General features: G+C 75.6%; 13 protein-coding genes and 1 pseudogene. 9 read left to right on the forward strand and 5 right to left on the reverse strand.

Features of this window, described 5'->3' with window-relative positions; translation table 11 throughout:
* Positions 1–5: 5 nt before the first annotated feature.
* The 4 genes from HUT10_RS03285 to HUT10_RS03300 are packed head-to-tail and all read left to right on the forward strand — an operon-like array spanning position 6 to position 7,556.
* Positions 6–1,547 carry a fatty acyl-AMP ligase gene (locus tag HUT10_RS03285; protein ID WP_254896648.1) on the forward strand — a complete coding sequence of 514 codons (1,542 nt, stop codon included), beginning with the start codon at positions 6–8 and terminating at the stop codon, positions 1,545–1,547.
* Complete coding sequence (locus HUT10_RS50430) at positions 1,490–1,714, forward strand: hypothetical protein (protein WP_254896649.1); 225 nt, start codon at positions 1,490–1,492, stop codon at positions 1,712–1,714. Before HUT10_RS03285 ends, HUT10_RS50430 begins: the two co-directional genes overlap by 58 nt.
* On the forward strand, positions 1,711–6,111 hold the full coding sequence (locus HUT10_RS03290) for a type I polyketide synthase (RefSeq protein ID WP_217709541.1): 4,401 nt from the start codon (positions 1,711–1,713) through the stop codon (positions 6,109–6,111). The genes HUT10_RS50430 and HUT10_RS03290 overlap by 4 nt, the downstream gene beginning before the upstream one ends.
* Entirely contained in the window at positions 6,102–7,556 is a 1,455-nt protein-coding gene (locus HUT10_RS03300; protein ID WP_176169798.1) for an MFS transporter, read from the forward strand. Before HUT10_RS03290 ends, HUT10_RS03300 begins: the two co-directional genes overlap by 10 nt.
* A gap of 12 nt (positions 7,557–7,568) precedes the next feature.
* On the opposite strand, the gene HUT10_RS03305 is transcribed toward HUT10_RS03300, so the two are convergent.
* Positions 7,569–9,065, reverse strand: a complete 1,497-nt coding sequence (locus HUT10_RS03305) for a cryptochrome/photolyase family protein (protein ID WP_176169799.1) — start codon at positions 9,063–9,065, stop codon at positions 7,569–7,571.
* A gap of 10 nt (positions 9,066–9,075) precedes the next feature.
* Positions 9,076–9,534: a MarR family winged helix-turn-helix transcriptional regulator gene (locus HUT10_RS03310; RefSeq protein WP_176169800.1), complete on the reverse strand. Its 459-nt coding sequence runs from the start codon at positions 9,532–9,534 to the stop codon at positions 9,076–9,078.
* Between the two features lie 54 nt (positions 9,535–9,588).
* Here HUT10_RS03310 and HUT10_RS03315 point away from each other — a divergent pair, with 54 nt between their 5' ends.
* Both HUT10_RS03315 and HUT10_RS03320 read left to right on the forward strand, forming a co-directional pair.
* Positions 9,589–10,029 (forward strand): nitroreductase family deazaflavin-dependent oxidoreductase, encoded by a 441-nt coding sequence (locus HUT10_RS03315; protein WP_254896651.1) that lies wholly within the window; start codon positions 9,589–9,591, stop codon positions 10,027–10,029.
* On the forward strand, positions 10,026–11,225 hold the full coding sequence (locus tag HUT10_RS03320) for an FAD-dependent oxidoreductase (RefSeq protein ID WP_176169801.1): 1,200 nt from the start codon (positions 10,026–10,028) through the stop codon (positions 11,223–11,225). Before HUT10_RS03315 ends, HUT10_RS03320 begins: the two co-directional genes overlap by 4 nt.
* Here the strand turns inward: HUT10_RS03320 and HUT10_RS03325 are convergent.
* Positions 11,195–11,656 carry an SRPBCC family protein gene (locus HUT10_RS03325; RefSeq protein WP_176169802.1) on the reverse strand — a complete coding sequence of 154 codons (462 nt, stop codon included), beginning with the start codon at positions 11,654–11,656 and terminating at the stop codon, positions 11,195–11,197. The genes HUT10_RS03320 and HUT10_RS03325 overlap by 31 nt on opposite strands.
* Before the next feature lie 88 nt (positions 11,657–11,744).
* Between HUT10_RS03325 and HUT10_RS03330 the strand changes: the two genes are divergently transcribed.
* Positions 11,745–12,179 carry a DUF4383 domain-containing protein gene (locus tag HUT10_RS03330; protein ID WP_254896652.1) on the forward strand — a complete coding sequence of 145 codons (435 nt, stop codon included), beginning with the start codon at positions 11,745–11,747 and terminating at the stop codon, positions 12,177–12,179.
* Here HUT10_RS03330 and HUT10_RS50435 read toward each other — a convergent pair.
* The gene (locus HUT10_RS50435) at positions 12,130–12,534 is read right to left on the reverse strand and encodes a hypothetical protein (protein WP_254896653.1); all 405 of its coding nucleotides are present in this window, start codon (positions 12,532–12,534) and stop codon (positions 12,130–12,132) included. The two genes, HUT10_RS03330 and HUT10_RS50435, sit on opposite strands and share 50 nt — an antisense overlap.
* Positions 12,519–13,361 carry a glycosyltransferase 87 family protein gene (locus HUT10_RS03335; RefSeq protein ID WP_254896654.1) on the reverse strand — a complete coding sequence of 281 codons (843 nt, stop codon included), beginning with the start codon at positions 13,359–13,361 and terminating at the stop codon, positions 12,519–12,521. Before HUT10_RS03335 ends, HUT10_RS50435 begins: the two co-directional genes overlap by 16 nt.
* A gap of 116 nt (positions 13,362–13,477) precedes the next feature.
* Here HUT10_RS03335 and HUT10_RS03340 point away from each other — a divergent pair, with 116 nt between their 5' ends.
* The gene (locus tag HUT10_RS03340; RefSeq protein ID WP_176169803.1) at positions 13,478–13,696 is read left to right on the forward strand and encodes a hypothetical protein; all 219 of its coding nucleotides are present in this window, start codon (positions 13,478–13,480) and stop codon (positions 13,694–13,696) included.
* Positions 13,697–13,778: 82 nt separating this feature from the next.
* A pseudogene (locus HUT10_RS03345) lies at positions 13,779–14,977 on the forward strand (cysteine desulfurase-like protein).
* Positions 14,978–14,991: the final 14 nt, after the last annotated feature.

Here is a 14,991-nt window from a genome sequence, read left to right on the forward strand (position 1 = left end):
ACCCCATGTCCCAGGACACCTTCCCGGCGGTGGGCGGCGACACCCTGACCGCGTGCCTGCACCACTGGGCGAGCGCCACCCCCGACGCCCCCGCCCTCACCTTCGCCGACTTCACCGCCGACCCCGCGGGACGACGGCGCACGCTGACCTGGCGGCAGCTGGCCGACCGCGTCGGCGCGGTCGCCGGCGCGCTGCCGGTGTCGCCGGGCGACCGGGTCGCGGTGCTCTGCCCGCAGGGCCCCGACTACGTCGTCGGGTTCCTCGCCGCGATCACCGCGGGCGCGATCGCGGTGCCGTTGTTCGACCCGGGACTGCCGGGCCACGCCGGACGGCTCGCCGCGGTCCTCGCCGACTGCGCACCGTCGGCCGTGGTCACCACCGCGGCCGCCCGGCCGGGCGTCGAAGCGTTCGCCGGCCTCGACGTCGCCGTCGTCGCGGCCGACCGGCCGGAACCGGTCCGGACGTGGCCGGCCCCCGCCGCCGCTCCCGGCGACGTCGCGTACCTGCAGTACACGTCCGGTTCGACCCGCAGCCCGGCCGGCGTGGTGCTGACCCACGCGAACGTGCTCGCCAACGTCGCCCAGGCCGTCCGCGGCCTCGGCCTCGACCCGGCCGCGGCGACCACCGTCTCGTGGCTGCCGCTGTTCCACGACATGGGGCTGGTCCTCGGCCTGCTCACGCCGCTGGCGTTCGGCCTGCGGTCGGTGCTGATGGACCCGCTGGCCTTCATCGAACGTCCGGTCCGCTGGCTGGAACTGCTCGGAGACCACGCGGGCAGCTGGAGCGCGGCCCCCAACTTCGCCTTCCACTACTGTGCGAGCCGGATCCGCGAAGCCGACCGCGCCCGCCTGCGGCTCGGGCGTATCACCGCGATTGTGAACGGCGCGGAGCCGATCAACCCGGACGTCCTCGACCGGTTCCACACCGCCTTCGCCACCGCCGGGTACCGGCCGGAGATGACCCGCCCGGCGTACGGGCTGGCCGAGGCCACGGTGTTCGTCACCACCGGGCCGGCCGCCGCCCCGCGCGTCGCCACCTTCGACCGCGACGCCCTCTCCACCGGCACCGCGCGCCCGGCCGCGGACGGCGTCCGGCTCGTCGCCTGCGGCGTCCCGGCCGGGCAGCTGGTCGCCCTCGTCGACCCGGAGCGCGCCGTCGTGCTGCCCGACGGCTCGGTCGGCGAGATCTGGGTGCACGGGCCCAACGTCGGCACCGGGTACTGGCAGAAACCCCTGGAGAGCACCGAAACCTTCGGTGCCCGGCTGGCCGGCGGCCTGCCCGAGGGGCCGTGGCTGCGGACCGGCGACCTCGGCGTCCGCCACGACGGCGAGCTCTACATCGCGGGCCGGATCAAGGACCTGATCATCGTCGACGGCCGCAACCACTACCCGCAGGACGTCGAAGCCACCGCCGCGTCGGCCGACGCCGCGATCCGCCCGGCAGCGTCGCCGCCTTCGCCGTCACGGGCACCGACACCGAGGCCGTCGTCGTGGTCGCCGAGCACCGCGGCCACGCGGATCTGGCCGAACCCGCCGAGCGCGCGCTGACCGCGGCGATCCGGCGGCTGATCTCCGACGCGCACGGTCTCGCGCTGCGGGACGTGCTCCTCGTGCCGCCGGGGCGGGTCCCGCGCACCTCCAGCGGCAAGATCGCGCGCGCCGCCTGCCGCGACCGCTACCTCGCCGGCGACTACGGAAAGGCACTGGCCCGATGAGCGAGCCGACGACCGACACCCTGCGCCGCTGGCTCCTCGACACCGTCGCCGAGCACACCGGCGTCACCGCCGAGCCGGACCGGCCGCTCGGCGACTACGGCCTGTCCTCCCGCCAGGCCGTGGGCATCGCCGCCGACCTCGAGGACCGGCTCGGCCGGTCGCTGCCGGCCACGCTGCTGTGGGAAAGCCCGACGATCGACCACCTCGTCCGCAGCCTCACCGGCGGCGCCGAGCCCGAGCTCCGGCCGAGCACCGACCGCCGCCGCACCGACCCGGTCGCCGTCGTCGGCCTGGGCTGCCGGTTCCCCGGCGCGGACGGGCCCGGCGCGTTCTGGGACCTGCTGAGCAGCGGCCGGGACGCCGTCCGCACCGCACCGCCGGGACGGTGGGCCGCCGACGCGGCGCCGGTGTTCGGCGGGTTCCTCGACGACGTCGCCGGGTTCGACGCCGAGCACTTCGGCATCACGCCCCGCGAAGCGGCGACCATGGACCCGCAGCAGCGCATGCTCCTCGAGGTCACCTGGGCCGCGCTGGAGCACGCCGGCATCGCGCCGACGTCCCTGCGCGGCAGCCGCACCGGCGTGTTCACCGGGATCTCGACCCACGACTACGGCCACCTCACGATGACCGGCGGCCGGCCGGACCTGTGGACGGCCACCGGCGCGGCGGGCAGCATCGCGGCCAACCGGCTGTCCTACGTCTACGACCTGCGCGGCCCGAGCATGGCGGTCGACACGGCGTGCTCGTCTTCGCTGGTCGCGGTGCACCACGCGGTGCGCGCGCTGCGCGACGGCGACGCGGACCTGGCGCTGGCGGCCGGGGTCAACCTCATGCTGCTGCCGGGCCCGACGGCGGCGTTCGCGGCGGCGGGCCTGCTCGCCGCCGACGGCCGGTGCAAGACGTTCTCGGCGGCCGCCGACGGCATCGCACGCGCCGAAGGCTGCGGCGTCGTCGTCCTCAAGCGGCTCGCGGACGCCGAATGCGACGGCGACCGGGTGCTCGCGGTGATCCGCGCCTCGGCGGTCAACTCCGACGGCCGCTCGAACGGCCTGGCGGCCCCGAACCCCGTGGCGCAGCAGGCGATGCTGCGGGACGCCTACCGCGGCGTCGATCCGTCCACTGTGGATTACGTGGAGGCGCACGGGACCGGGACGCTGCTGGGCGACCCGATCGAAGCCGGCGCGCTGGGTGCGGTGCTCGGGACGGGCCGGCCGCCGGCCGCGCCGTTGCTGGTCGGCTCGGTGAAGACGAACATCGCCCACGCGGAGGCGGCCGCGGGGATCGCCGGGCTGATCAAGGTCGTGCTGGCGCTGCAGCACGGGACGCTGCCGCCGCAGCTGCACTTCGACGCGCCGAACCCGCACATCCCGTTCGGCTCGCTCGGGCTGAAGGTGGTCACCGAGCCGACGCCGTGGCCACGGCACGCCGGCCGCGCGACGGCCGGGGTGTCGGCGTTCGGCTTCGGCGGGACGAACGCGCACGTGGTGCTGGAGGAAGCGGCGCCGAGCCCGGACCGGCTCCCGGCGGCCCGGTCCGGCGATGGACTGCTCGGCCGCAGCCAGGGCACCGCCTCGCAGAACCCGGACGGTGACCGGCCCGCCGGCGGCGGAGTCCGGATCGGGTTGCTGTCCGCCCGGACCCGCGACCGGCTCGTCGAGCGGGCCGCGCAACTGGCCGCGTGGCTCGACTCCCCCGCCGGACGGTCGAGTCCGCTCGCCGACGTCACCCACACCCTCTTCCGCCGCGACAACGCCGGCCCGCACCGCGCGGCGTTCGTCGCCGCCGACCACCGGGAGCTCGCGGCGCTGCTGCGGGCCGTCGACACGGACCTGCCGCCCGCCGGGGCGTTCACCGGTTCCGCCGTCGGCGGGGAAGGGCCCGTTTTCGTCTTCTCCGGCCACGGATCGCAGTGGGCCGGGATGGGCCGTCGGCTGCTGGCCGTGGAGCCCGCGTTCGCCGCGCAGGTCGACAAGCTCGGCGATCTCTTCACCGAGCACGCCGGCCGGTCGCTGCGCTCGCTGCTCACCGGGGCCGATCCCCGGTCGCTGGCGGAAACGCAGCTGGCGATCTTCGGGACGCAGATAGCCCTGGCCGCGCGGTGGGAGGCGCTCGGCGTGCGGCCCGCCGCCGTCCTCGGGCACTCGCTGGGGTCCGCGGCCGCCGCGGTCGTCGGCGGCGTGCTGACCGCCGACGAGGCCGTCCACCTGGTCGCCACCCGGGCACGCCTGCTCGGCACGGTCCGGCCGGGCGGGGCGATGGCCGCGGTGGAGCTGACACCCGACGAGCTCGCGGCGCACCCCGGAGTCGAGCTCGCCGTGGACGCCGCACCGGGCCAGGTCACGGTCGCCGGCGACGAGGAGGTGCTCGACCGGCTGGTCACCTCGCTGGAGGCCGCGGGCCGCAGCGCCCGGCGGCTGCCGGTGGGCGTGGCCGGGCATTCGGCGGGCGTCGAGCCCGTCCTCGGCGCCCTGCGCGGCGCGCTGGCCGAGCTGGGCGGCCGCCGGCCGCTGGTGCCCTGGTACGACACGGTGCTGGACGACCCGCGCGAGCTCCCGGACTTCGACGCGGGCTACTGGGCCGCGCACCTGCGCCGCCCGGTCCGCTTCCGCCAGGCGGTCACGGCGGCGGCCGCGGACGGCCACCGGCTGTTCATCGAGGTGTCCCCGCACCCGATCCTGCGCGGCTCCCTGACCCGCACCCTCGCGGCGGCCGGGATCGCGGACGCGGTGGTGACGGGAACCCTGCGCCGCGGCCAGGACGAGATCCGCACGTTCGCCGCCGCGGCGGCGACGGTGTACTGCGCGGGAACCCGCATAACGCTGGCCACCCCGGACGACGACGCCCGGCTGACGGACGTCCCGCCGATGCCCTGGCGCCACGAGCGGCACTGGTACACGGACACCGCCGACCCGGGCGGCGGATCGGCGGCGGTCGCGGGGTCTGCGGTCCGGAGAACGCAACGCTCGGCGGCGCCATCCGCCGGGCCCGGGGCGGCCACGGCAGCACTGGCGGCCCTCTCGGCCGCCGCCACCTCGACCACCGGGGCCGGGAGCGAAGCACTCCCGACCGCGGCCGCGCCGGAAGCCAACCCGAGCCACCTCGCCGACCACACCGGCAACAGCCGGCTCACCGCCATCGTCGCCGCCGTCATGGGCCTCACCCCCGACCGGCTCGACCCCCACGTGCCGCTCGTCGAACTCGGGCTCGACTCGCTCATGGCCAACCGCATCCGCGAAGCCGTCCGGCGGGAGCTCGGCGCCGACCCCGATCCCGCCGCCGTGCTGCGCGGCGCCACCCTCGCCGAGCTCAACCGGGACCTCGCTCCCCGCGGCGACGAACCCCCGGCGCGCGGCCGGGCCTGGGACGCCGCCGACCGCCTCGTCCTCCGGCTCTGGCGGCGGCACACCGGCACCGACGCCGGCCCGCACACCCGCCTGTCCGGCACCGCCGAACCACACCACCTCGCGCGGCTCCTCGCCGACGGCCTCACCGCCGAGCTCGACACCCCCGTCGACCCGGCCGACCTGCTCCGGCACGACACCCTCGCCGCCGTCGCCGACGTGGCGCGGGCCGTGCTGGACACGCGCGAAGAACGCGGGCCGGTGCACCTGCTCAAACCCGGCGACGCCGGCACCGCCCCGCTGCTGCTGTTCCACCCCGGCGGCAGCACCTGCACCGTCTACCGCCCGCTGCTGGACCGGCTCCCGGCCGGCGTCCCCTGCCTCGGCTTCGAACGCGTGCCCGGCGCCGGCCTCGAAGACCGCGTCGAACGGCTCCTCCCGCTGGTCCGGGCCCGCCTGCCGCACGGGCCCTACCGCCTGGCCGGCTGGTCCTTCGGCGGTGCCCTCGCCTACGGCCTCGCCGCGCGGCTCGCCGAAGAAGGCGAAGCCGTCGAGCTCGTCGCGCTGCTCGACACCATGCTTCCGCTGCCGGAACCGGACCTCGACCCGCGCGCGTCGTCGGCCCGGCGGTTCCTGCGCTTCACCGGCTACGTCGAAGGCACCTACGGCCGGACCGTCCGGCTCGGTCACGACGAACTCGCGGCCCTGCCCGAGGAAGCGCAGATCGAGCTGACCATGCGGCGGGTCGCCGAAGCCGGCCTGCTGAGCCCCGGCGTGCTCCGGCACCAGCGTCAATCATTTTTGGACACCCTGGCCGCCGAACGCGGGACACCGCGGCCCTACGACGGCCGCGTGGTCCTGTACCGGGCGACCGAACCGTACGCCGCCGGGCTGGCGATGGAACCCCGCTACTCCCGTACCGACCTCGCGGCCGGGTGGGTGGACCTGTGCCCGCGGCTGGAGATCGTGCCGGTCCCCGCGCACCACCTGTCGATCGTCGACCCGCCCCACGTCGACGCCGTCGCGCGGCACCTTGCGGACCTGCTGTGGCCGTGACCGTCCGGACCTGGCCGCTGCTCACCGTGCTCGGCGCCGGCCTGTTCCTGGTCGCCGTGGACGCGACCGTGCTGCACGTCGCGCTGCCCGACCTGGTCCGGCAGCTGCGCCCGAGCGCGGCCGCCCAGGTCTGGATCGTGGCGATCTACCCGCTCACCGCGGCGCCGCTGCTGCTGCCGTGCGGCACGCTCGGCGACCGGTTCGGACGGCGGCGCGTGCTCGTGACCGGCTACGCGGTGTTCGGGGCGGCGTCGCTCGCCTGCGCGCTCGCCCCGAACGTCCCGGCCCTGCTCGCCGCCCGCGCGGTGCTCGGCGTCGGCGGCGCCCTGATCATGCCGGTGACGATGTCGCTGCTGCGGGAGCTGTTCCCCGACCGGCGAGCGCGCCGCACGGCGATCGCGGTGTGCAGCGGGATCGCCGGGACCGGTTCGGTGTTCGGGCCGGTCCTCGGCGGGGTGCTCGTGGAAGCGTGGGGCTGGCGGGCGACGTTCCTGGTCAACCCGCCGGTCATCCTCGCCGCGGTCGTGGCGGCGCTGCGCCGGCTGCCGAGGAGCCCGCCAGGACGCCGGCCGTGGGACGCGCTCAGCGCGCTGCTCGCGGCCGGCGGCGTGCTCGGGATCGCCGCTGCCATCGGGCCGTCGGGGGGCGGCTTCGCGGCGGGGGCGGCGGGGTGCGTGCTCCTCGGCCTCTTCGTGCGCCGCCAGCGGCGGGCCGAATCGCCCCTGCTCGACCTGGCGCTGTTCCGGCGGCCCGGGGTGCCGGCCGCGGCCGGCGGCGTGCTGCTGGTGATGAGCACGCTGGTCGGGCTCGGCCTGCTGCTCGCCCAGTACCTGCAGGTGGTGCTCGGCCTCTCCCCGACCGCGGCGGCGGCCCGGCTGCTGCTCGTGCTCGGCGCGTCGGCGGCGGGCAGCGTGGTCGCCCCGGCCTTGCTGGAACGGTTCGGCAACGCCCGCGTCCGCACGGCCGGATTCGCGCTGGCGGCGGCGTCCCTCGCCGTCCCGGCCGCGGGCGGGCTGGCGTCGCCGTGGTGGCTCGGCGGCGCGCTCGCCGGGTCGGGGCTGGGCATGGCCCTCGCCCTGACGTCGAGCACCGACACGCTCCTGACGGCCGCCCCGGCCGACCGCGCGGGTGGCGCGGCCGCCGTCGAGAAGACCGGCTACGAGCTCGGCGCGGGCCTGGGCACGACCGCGTTCGGCTCGCTCGCGGCCGCCGTCTACACCGCCCGCCTGGTGGTGCCGTCCACCGTGCCGGACGCGGCGGCACGGCTGGCTTCGGCCGGGCCCGCGCAGGCCGAAGCCGCGGCCGACGGCCTGGCGGCGGGTGTCGAGCTGCTCTCGGCCGCTCGCGCGGCCTGCACGGCGAGCGTCGAGGTGGCGGCGGCCGTCGCGTGCGGGCTTTTCGCGGCCGCGGCGGCGCTTTCCGCTTTGAAACGACCAGCCGTATAGGTCGTTATACGATCAGAACTGCTCGCGCTGCGCCTCTTGGGCCACGACCTCGGCACGGTCCGCCAGGCGGCCGAGGCCGCTGAGGGGCTGCCGCATCCGGTGGTTGCCGCGCAGGCGCTCGGCGTTGCGGTCGAGGAACGCCCAGTACCCCGCGGTGAACGGGCACGCATCGGGCCCCGTCCGCTTCTTCGGGTCGAAGACGCAGCCGCCGCAGTGGTCACTCATCCGGTTGACGTAGGCGCCCCCGGCGGCGTACGGCTTGGTCGCGACGAGGCCGCCGTCGGCGTACTGGCTCATGCCGATCACGTTGGCCGGCATCACCCACGGGAAGCCGTCGACGAAGGCCGTGGCGAACCAGCGGGTGAGCGCGGCCGGGTCGTACCCGCGCTGCAGCCCGTGGTTGCCGAGCACCATGAGGCGTTCGATGTGGTGGGCGTAGCCGCGGTCGCGGACCCCGGCCAGCGCGGTGCGCAGGCAGGCGGCCTCGACCGCGTCGGCGTCCAGCGTCCGCCACCAGCCGGGCAGTTCGCGGTGGGCCCGCAGCGCGTTGCGGCGCAGGTAGCCCGGCCCCTGGTGCCAGTAGAGGTGCCACACCCATTCCCGCCAGCCGAGCACCTGCCGCACGAACCCTTCGACGCTGCTCAGCGGCGCCTTCCCCGCCCGGTACCGGTCTTCGGCGCGGCGCACGACGTCACGCGGGTCGAGCAGCCCGAGGTTCAGCGGGACCGACAGCAGTGCGTGTGCCATCGCCCAGTCGTGGGTGAGCATCGCGTCCTGGTGCGGGCCGAAGGAGGGCAGCCGGTGGTCGAGGAAGCGCCGCAGCGCCCGGTTCGCCTCGTCGTACCCGACGGCGAACTGCCGTGGCCCGTCGACGCCGACGGGGTGGATCCGTCCGGCCTGCTCGGCCGCGTCGAGTTCGGCGCGGACCCGGTCGTCGATCTCGTTCTCCCGCGGGTGCCAGGGAGCGGGGACGCCGAGCCGCGTGGTCTTCGGCGGCGGCTGCCGGTTGTCGTGGTCGTAGTTCCAGTGCCCGCCTTCGGGTTCGCCGTCGGCTTCGAGGAGGACGCCGAACTTCCGGCGCTGGTCGCGGTAGAAGTCCTCCATGACGAACCGCTTGCGCCCGGCCGCCCAGGTGGCGAAGTCCGCTTTGGACAGCACGAAACCGGGCGTGGGCAGGATTTCCGTGACGATGCCTTCGTCCCGCAGCCGCCGGACGAAGGCATCGGCCGCGTGCGAGCTCGGCTCGTGCACCACGACCCGCCGCCCGAACCGGCGCAGGCCGGTGCGGTAGTCGGGCGCGTCGATCAGCGTGACGCGGTCACCGAGGTCGGCTTCGAGCCGGTACAGGGCGGCCTGGACCAGGTGCAGCTTCTGCCGGTGAAAGGGTTTCGCGGCGAAGGCCGCGGCCGACCGGATCAGCAGCACGTCGCGTTCGCGGTGCTCGGGCGTGCTGTGGAAGTGCGGCCCGAGCTGGTCGGCGAACAGCCACAGCGCGGGCTCGTCTCGCATGCGCGGAACGCTAACCCGCTTCCGGCGACTCCGCAGCGTAAGCACGGAGGACCTCCGTGGCGTCGCCGAGGAACCGCGCCACCACCTCGGCGTGTCCCGGTGCCAAGCCGTCCGTCAACCGGGTGATGGCGTCGACCAGCGGGGCCAGCGCCGCCCGGACCTCGGCCCGCGCCGCCTCGCTCACGACCAGGGTGACCCGCCGTCCGTCGCGCGGGTGCGGGTCCCGGCGCACGTGCCCGGCCGCTTCCAGGCGGTCGACCAGCACCGTCGCCGATGCCGAGCGGATCTTCAGCGCGTGCGCGAGGTCGACCGTGCCCATCGGGGTGCCCGTCGCCAGGTGCTGCAGTGCCTGGACGTCGGTCGCACCCAGGCCGAGGCGGCGGGCCAACGCGATCTGGACGTCGTGGGCCTGCGCGAGCAGCTCGCGCAGGGCGAGGTTCACGCGGAGCGCGACGGGACTGTCTTCCACCGGGTCATTTTAAGTTAGCTAGACAATCTAGCTAGTTTTGCTACCGTGGAGCCCGTGGACGTCCGAGCGATGAACGCCGAAATGACCGCCAAGCTGATCGACGCCCCCGCCGAAGCGCCCCCGGAAGGCGGGTACGCGCTGCGCGTCGTCGAGACGCGCGGGCGCCGCACCGGTGAGCCGCGGCGGGTACCGCTCGCCGTGGTGGCGCGCGAGGGCCGGCACTACCTCGTCTCCCCCGTCCGTGACCGGGACTGGGTCGAGAACCTCCTGGCCACGCCGGAGTGCGCGCTGCTGTCCGACGGCCGCCGCGAGGACCGGCGGGCCGACGAGATCGGCGGCGAGGAAGCCGCCGCGGTGGTCGCCGCCTACCTGGCCGCGATGTCGGTGCCGTGGGCGATCCGGGCCTTCCCGGTTCCCCAGGACGCGACACCTGAGCAGATCCTCGAACACCTGCCCGGCATGGCCGTGTTCCGGCTGACCACGGACACGCCGTGAGCGTCGCGATCGCCGGTGGCGGGCCCGGCGGGCTGCTGCTCGGCTACCTCCTGGCCCGCGCCGGGATCGACGTCACGGTGCTGGAGTCGCGGGCGGACTTCGACCGCGACTTCCGCGGCGACTCCCTGCACCCCTACACCCTCGAACTGCTCGACCGCCTGGGCCTGGCCCGTGACCTGCTCGAACTCGACCACTTCAAGGCGCGCTCGTTCCGCTTCCACACCCCGGACGGCGTCTACCGCGCCGCCGACTACGACCGCCTCCGGACGCCGTTCGGCTACGTCGCCCTGATGCCCCAGGTGCGGTTCCTCGACTTCCTCGCCGAGCGGGCCGGCGAGCTGCCGACGTTCACCCTGCGGACCGGCGCCAAGGTGACCGGGCTGCTCGAAGACGGCCACGGCACGGTGACCGGCGTCCGCCACCGCGGCGGCGAGCTCACCGCGGACGTCGTCGTCGGGGCCGACGGCCGGTTCTCCACGGTCCGGCGCCTGGCCGGGCTCGACGCGCGGCCACTCGGCGCGACCACCGACCTGCTCTGGTTCCGGCTGCCCCGCACCCCCGGCGACCCGCCGGACGCGGACCTCGACCTCTACTTCGGCCGTGACGCCTACGTCGGCGTCCTCGGCGGCGTCCGCGACTGGCAGGTCGGCTACAGCATCGAGAAGGGCGCGTACCCGGCGTTGCGCGAACGCGGGGTCGAGCCGATCCGCGCCTTCGTGCGCGAGCGCGTGCCGTGGCTGGCCGACCGGGCCCACCTGCTCACGGACTTCTCGCAGACCACGCTGCTGTCGGTCGACATCTCGCGGGTGGACCGCTGGTCCCGGCCGGGCCTGCTGCTGCTCGGCGACGCCGCGCACGTCATCTCCCCGGTCGGCGGCAACGGCATCCTGATGGCGGTCCAGGACGCCGTCGCCGCGGCGAACCGGCTGATCCCCGCCTTCCGCCGCGGCGGCGTCACGCCCGCCGACCTGGCGGGCGTCCAGGCCGACCGGATCCGCGCGATCGAGCGCGTGCAGGCCGACCAGGTGCGGGTCGAGCGGCGGGCGGCCGCCGCTCGGGCGCGAGGCCGCGGGGCTGCGCCGCCGAAGCTGCTCAAGTACCTGTTCGCGGTGCCGGCCGTGCGCGCCCGCGGCGCCCGCGCCAACGCCTACGGGCCGTTCCCGCCTCAGCTCGACGTGTCCCTCTTGTCGTCGTAGGAGGTCCAGCCGCCCTGGCCTTCGGCCGCCTCGACGTCGGCGTCGGCGCTCGCGGCGTGCGTCATCGCCGCGACCGTCCGCTCGAGGCCCTGCTGGACCTCGCCGCCGTCGGCTTCGCGGACGCTGTGCAGCGTCACGGTGATCTCGGAGGACGCCGGGCCGTCCTCGCGGATGCGCAGTTCGCCGTGGTAGTCGTCGGGGCCCTCCGCGCCCCACTGCAGCGACCGGGTCGCGGCGTCGGTGTGCAGCCACGCCTCGCTCGCGACGCGGTTGCCGTGCACCTCGGCCTCGACGTGCACGGTGTCGCCGCCCTGCGGCTCGGCGACCTTCATCTCCGGGAAGTACCGGGGCAGGTTCTCCGGGTGGCTCAGGAAGGCGAACAGCTCGTCGGCGGGGATGTCGGCGGTCGCGGTGTGGCGGTATTCGGTCATCGTGGCAGTCCTCCTCGGCGGTCCGGATCGTGCCCGGATACCCCGAATGCAGTGCATTAAAAGGGTTCGGGCGGGGAACCCCGGAAGCATGACGGCCACCGAACCCGAGACCCGGGCGCCCCGGCGGGGTCCCGCCCCCGTGCAGGGCATGGGCATGCTGATCGGCCTGTTGTTCCTCGTCCTCGCCGCGCTGGAGCTGATGGCCGGGGTCCCGGGCGGCAGCGGGCCGCGCGTGCTGTTCGGCGTGCTGGCCGTGTCCGGGGTGTGGACGCTGGTGCACCTGCTGACCGGCGCCGCCGCGGTGTTCTGCACCCGCTCCTCGCGCTGGGCCGCGCGGTTCCTGGTCGCCGCCGGTGCCTGCTACGTCGTGGTCGGGTTCGCCGGGCTGCTCCCGCTGCCGCGGGCGGTCTCCGACGTGCTGCCGATGAACACCGCCGGCATCTGCCTCGACCTGGCCATCGGCACGGCCATGCTCATCCTGGGCGCGGGCTGGCTCCGGCGCGGGCCGGCCCGGCCACGCTGACGAGGTTGTCCTCCCGCCGCGGGAACCGCGCCAGCACCGCGGTGAGCAGCACCGCGAGTCCGAAAAGGACATAGCCGTTGCCGGTGAGCTGCTCGACGAAGGTCCAGTTCCGTTCCACCTCCCCGCCCCGCGGCCACCACCACTGCGGCCCCGCGACGAAGAGCACCACGCCCGTCCCGGCCAGGAGGGCGAACCCGCGCCGCCGCGTCCGGCGGGCCAGCTCCGCCCAGCCGAGCAGGACGACCACGGCCCACACCCAGTGGTGGGTCCACGAGATCGGCGAGACCAGCAGCCCGCCGACGGCGTTCAGGCCGAGCGCGACCGTCGGCTCCCCCGCGTTCAGCGCGCGCCGCACCCCCACACGGTCAGCACGAGCACCACCGCCACCAGCGGCAGCCACCACGCCGTCCGCGCCTGGACCGGCACCCCGGCCCTGGCCAGCAGCCCGAGCAGCGACTGGTCGCCGGCGTAGGTCGGCTCGCCCACGCGGCCGGTGTCCCAGAGCGCGCTCGTCCAGTACCGCACCGAGTCCGCACCGGCGAGCAGGAAGCCCACCGCCGTCGCGGCCAGGAACGTCACCACGGCGGTCACCGCGGCCCGCGTGTCGCGGCGCAGGAGCAGGTACAGCAGGAACACCGCCGGGGTCAGCTTGATCGCCGCGGCGAGCCCGATCAGCAGGCCACGCGGCCGGCGGGGGTGGTCCACCAGGACGTCCAGCACCACCAACGCCAGCAGCAGGAGATCGATCTGCCCGGCGTACAGCGTGCGCAGCACCGGCTCCAAGGCCTCCGCGGCCAGGAGCAGCACCACCACGCGCGGCCAGTCGCACCGCGCGCCGAACGCGCGCAGCACCGCCACCAGGACCAAGACCAGCACCCCGAGCGTGAGCAGGGTGAGCGCGAGGCAGGCGGCCCAGTACGGCAGCACGGCCAGCGGGGTCAGCAGGATCGCCGCGAACGGCGGGTAGGTGAAGAGCAGGAACTGGCCGTCGCCGGTCGGCGGCAGCGTGCCGTAGAGGGCCTGGCCGTGCAGCACCGCCGTCGAGCCGAGCCGGTAGACGTCCAGGTCGACGCGGTAGGCCGGGAACCGCCAGCGGCCGCCGTTGTACGACACGAGCAGCGCCACCAGCACGAGCAGCTGTGCGCCGAGCAGCACGTACCCGGTTCCCGGTCTGGCCCGCACCCCTGCTCCCCCTCCGGTCATCCTGGCATTCTGTCGGGTCCCCGCCCGGGCACCATCCGGGAAACCCCCGATCCGGCCCCGGGAAAACCGGTTGCCGCCCGTGCCACCCTGAGCCCATGGGGACACCGCAGGGCTTCGCCTACCGCGACGAGCGCGGCACCGTGACCATCACCCACCACGGCCGTCCGGCGGGCACCCTGCGCGGGGCCGCGGCCGCGCGGTTCCTGGCCGCGGTGGCGCGGGGTGACGACCAGCAGCTGCTGATGGCCCGGGTGACCGGCAACTACAAGCACGGCAACGAGCGCCGGGCCCGGCAGCACCCCCGCAACCGCTGACGTCCCGGCCGTTCGGCGCCGCCCGCCGCCGTCCGCCGCGGGGATCTTGAGGCGGGTGGCCGGCGTTGGGCATGCTGGCGCCGTGACCTACGACGTTCAGACCATTCGAGCGCAGTTCCCGGCCCTCGACGGCGGCGCCGCCCACTTCGACGGACCGGGCGGCTCGCAGGTCCCCCGCGTGGTCGGGGACGCGGTGGCCGGGACGCTGTGCGCGGCGATCGCCAACCGCGGCGTCGTCACCGCCGCCGAGCGCCGGGCGAGCGAGGTCGTCGCCGAAGCCCGGCTCGCCGTCGCCGACCTGCTCGCCGCCGACCCGGCGGGTGTCGTCTTCGGCCGCAGCATGACGCAGCTGACGTACGACTTCTCCCGGACGCTGGCCCAGAAGTGGGGCCCCGGCGACGAGGTGGTGGTGACCCGCCTCGACCACGACGCCAACATCCGGCCCTGGGTCCAGGCCGCGGCCGCGGCCGGCGCGACCGTCCGCTGGCTCGACTTCGACCCGGCCACCGGCGAACTCGCCCCGGTCGCCGGGCTGCTGTCGGAGCGCACCCGGCTGGTCGCGGTGACGGCGGCGTCGAACCTGCTCGGTACCCGCCCGGACATCCCGGCGATCGCGGCCGAGGTGCACCGGGCGGGCGCGCTGCTGTACGTCGACGGCGTCCACCTGACCCCGCACGCCCTGGTCGACCTCACGGAGCTCGGGGCCGATTTCTACGCGTGCTCGCCGTACAAGTTCCTCGGGCCGCACCTGGGCGTGGTGGCGGCGGCGCCGTCGCTGCTCGAGACGCTGCACCCGGACAAGCTGCTGCCGTCGACCAACGCGGTCCCGGAGCGGTTCGAGCTGGGCACGCTGCCGTACGAGCTGCTGGCGGGCACGACGGCGGCGATCGGCTTCCTCGCCGGGCTCGTGCCGGGGACCGGGGCCCGCCGGTCGCGGCTGGCGGCGTCGATGGCGGAGCTGGAGGCGCACGAAGACGCGCTGCTGACGCGGCTCGACGGTGGCTTGGCCGCGCTGCCGGGAGTCACGCGGTACGGGCACCGGGGCGGCGGCGGACACCGACGGTGCTGTTCTCCGTCGACGGTGTTCCGTCGCAGGCGGTGTACGAGCACCTCGGCGCGCTGGGGGTGAACGCGCCGGCGGGCAGTTTCTACGCGCTGGAGTGTTCGCGGCACCTGGGGCTGGGCGACACCGGGGCGGTCCGGGCGGGCATCGCCCCGTACACGACCGAGGACGACGTGGACCGGCTGCTGGCCGGGGTGGCGTCCCTCCCCCGCGGCTGACCGGGTGGCGGGCC

The sequence above is a fragment of the Amycolatopsis sp. Hca4 genome (genome assembly GCF_013364075.1).
Classification (GTDB): domain Bacteria; phylum Actinomycetota; class Actinomycetes; order Mycobacteriales; family Pseudonocardiaceae; genus Amycolatopsis.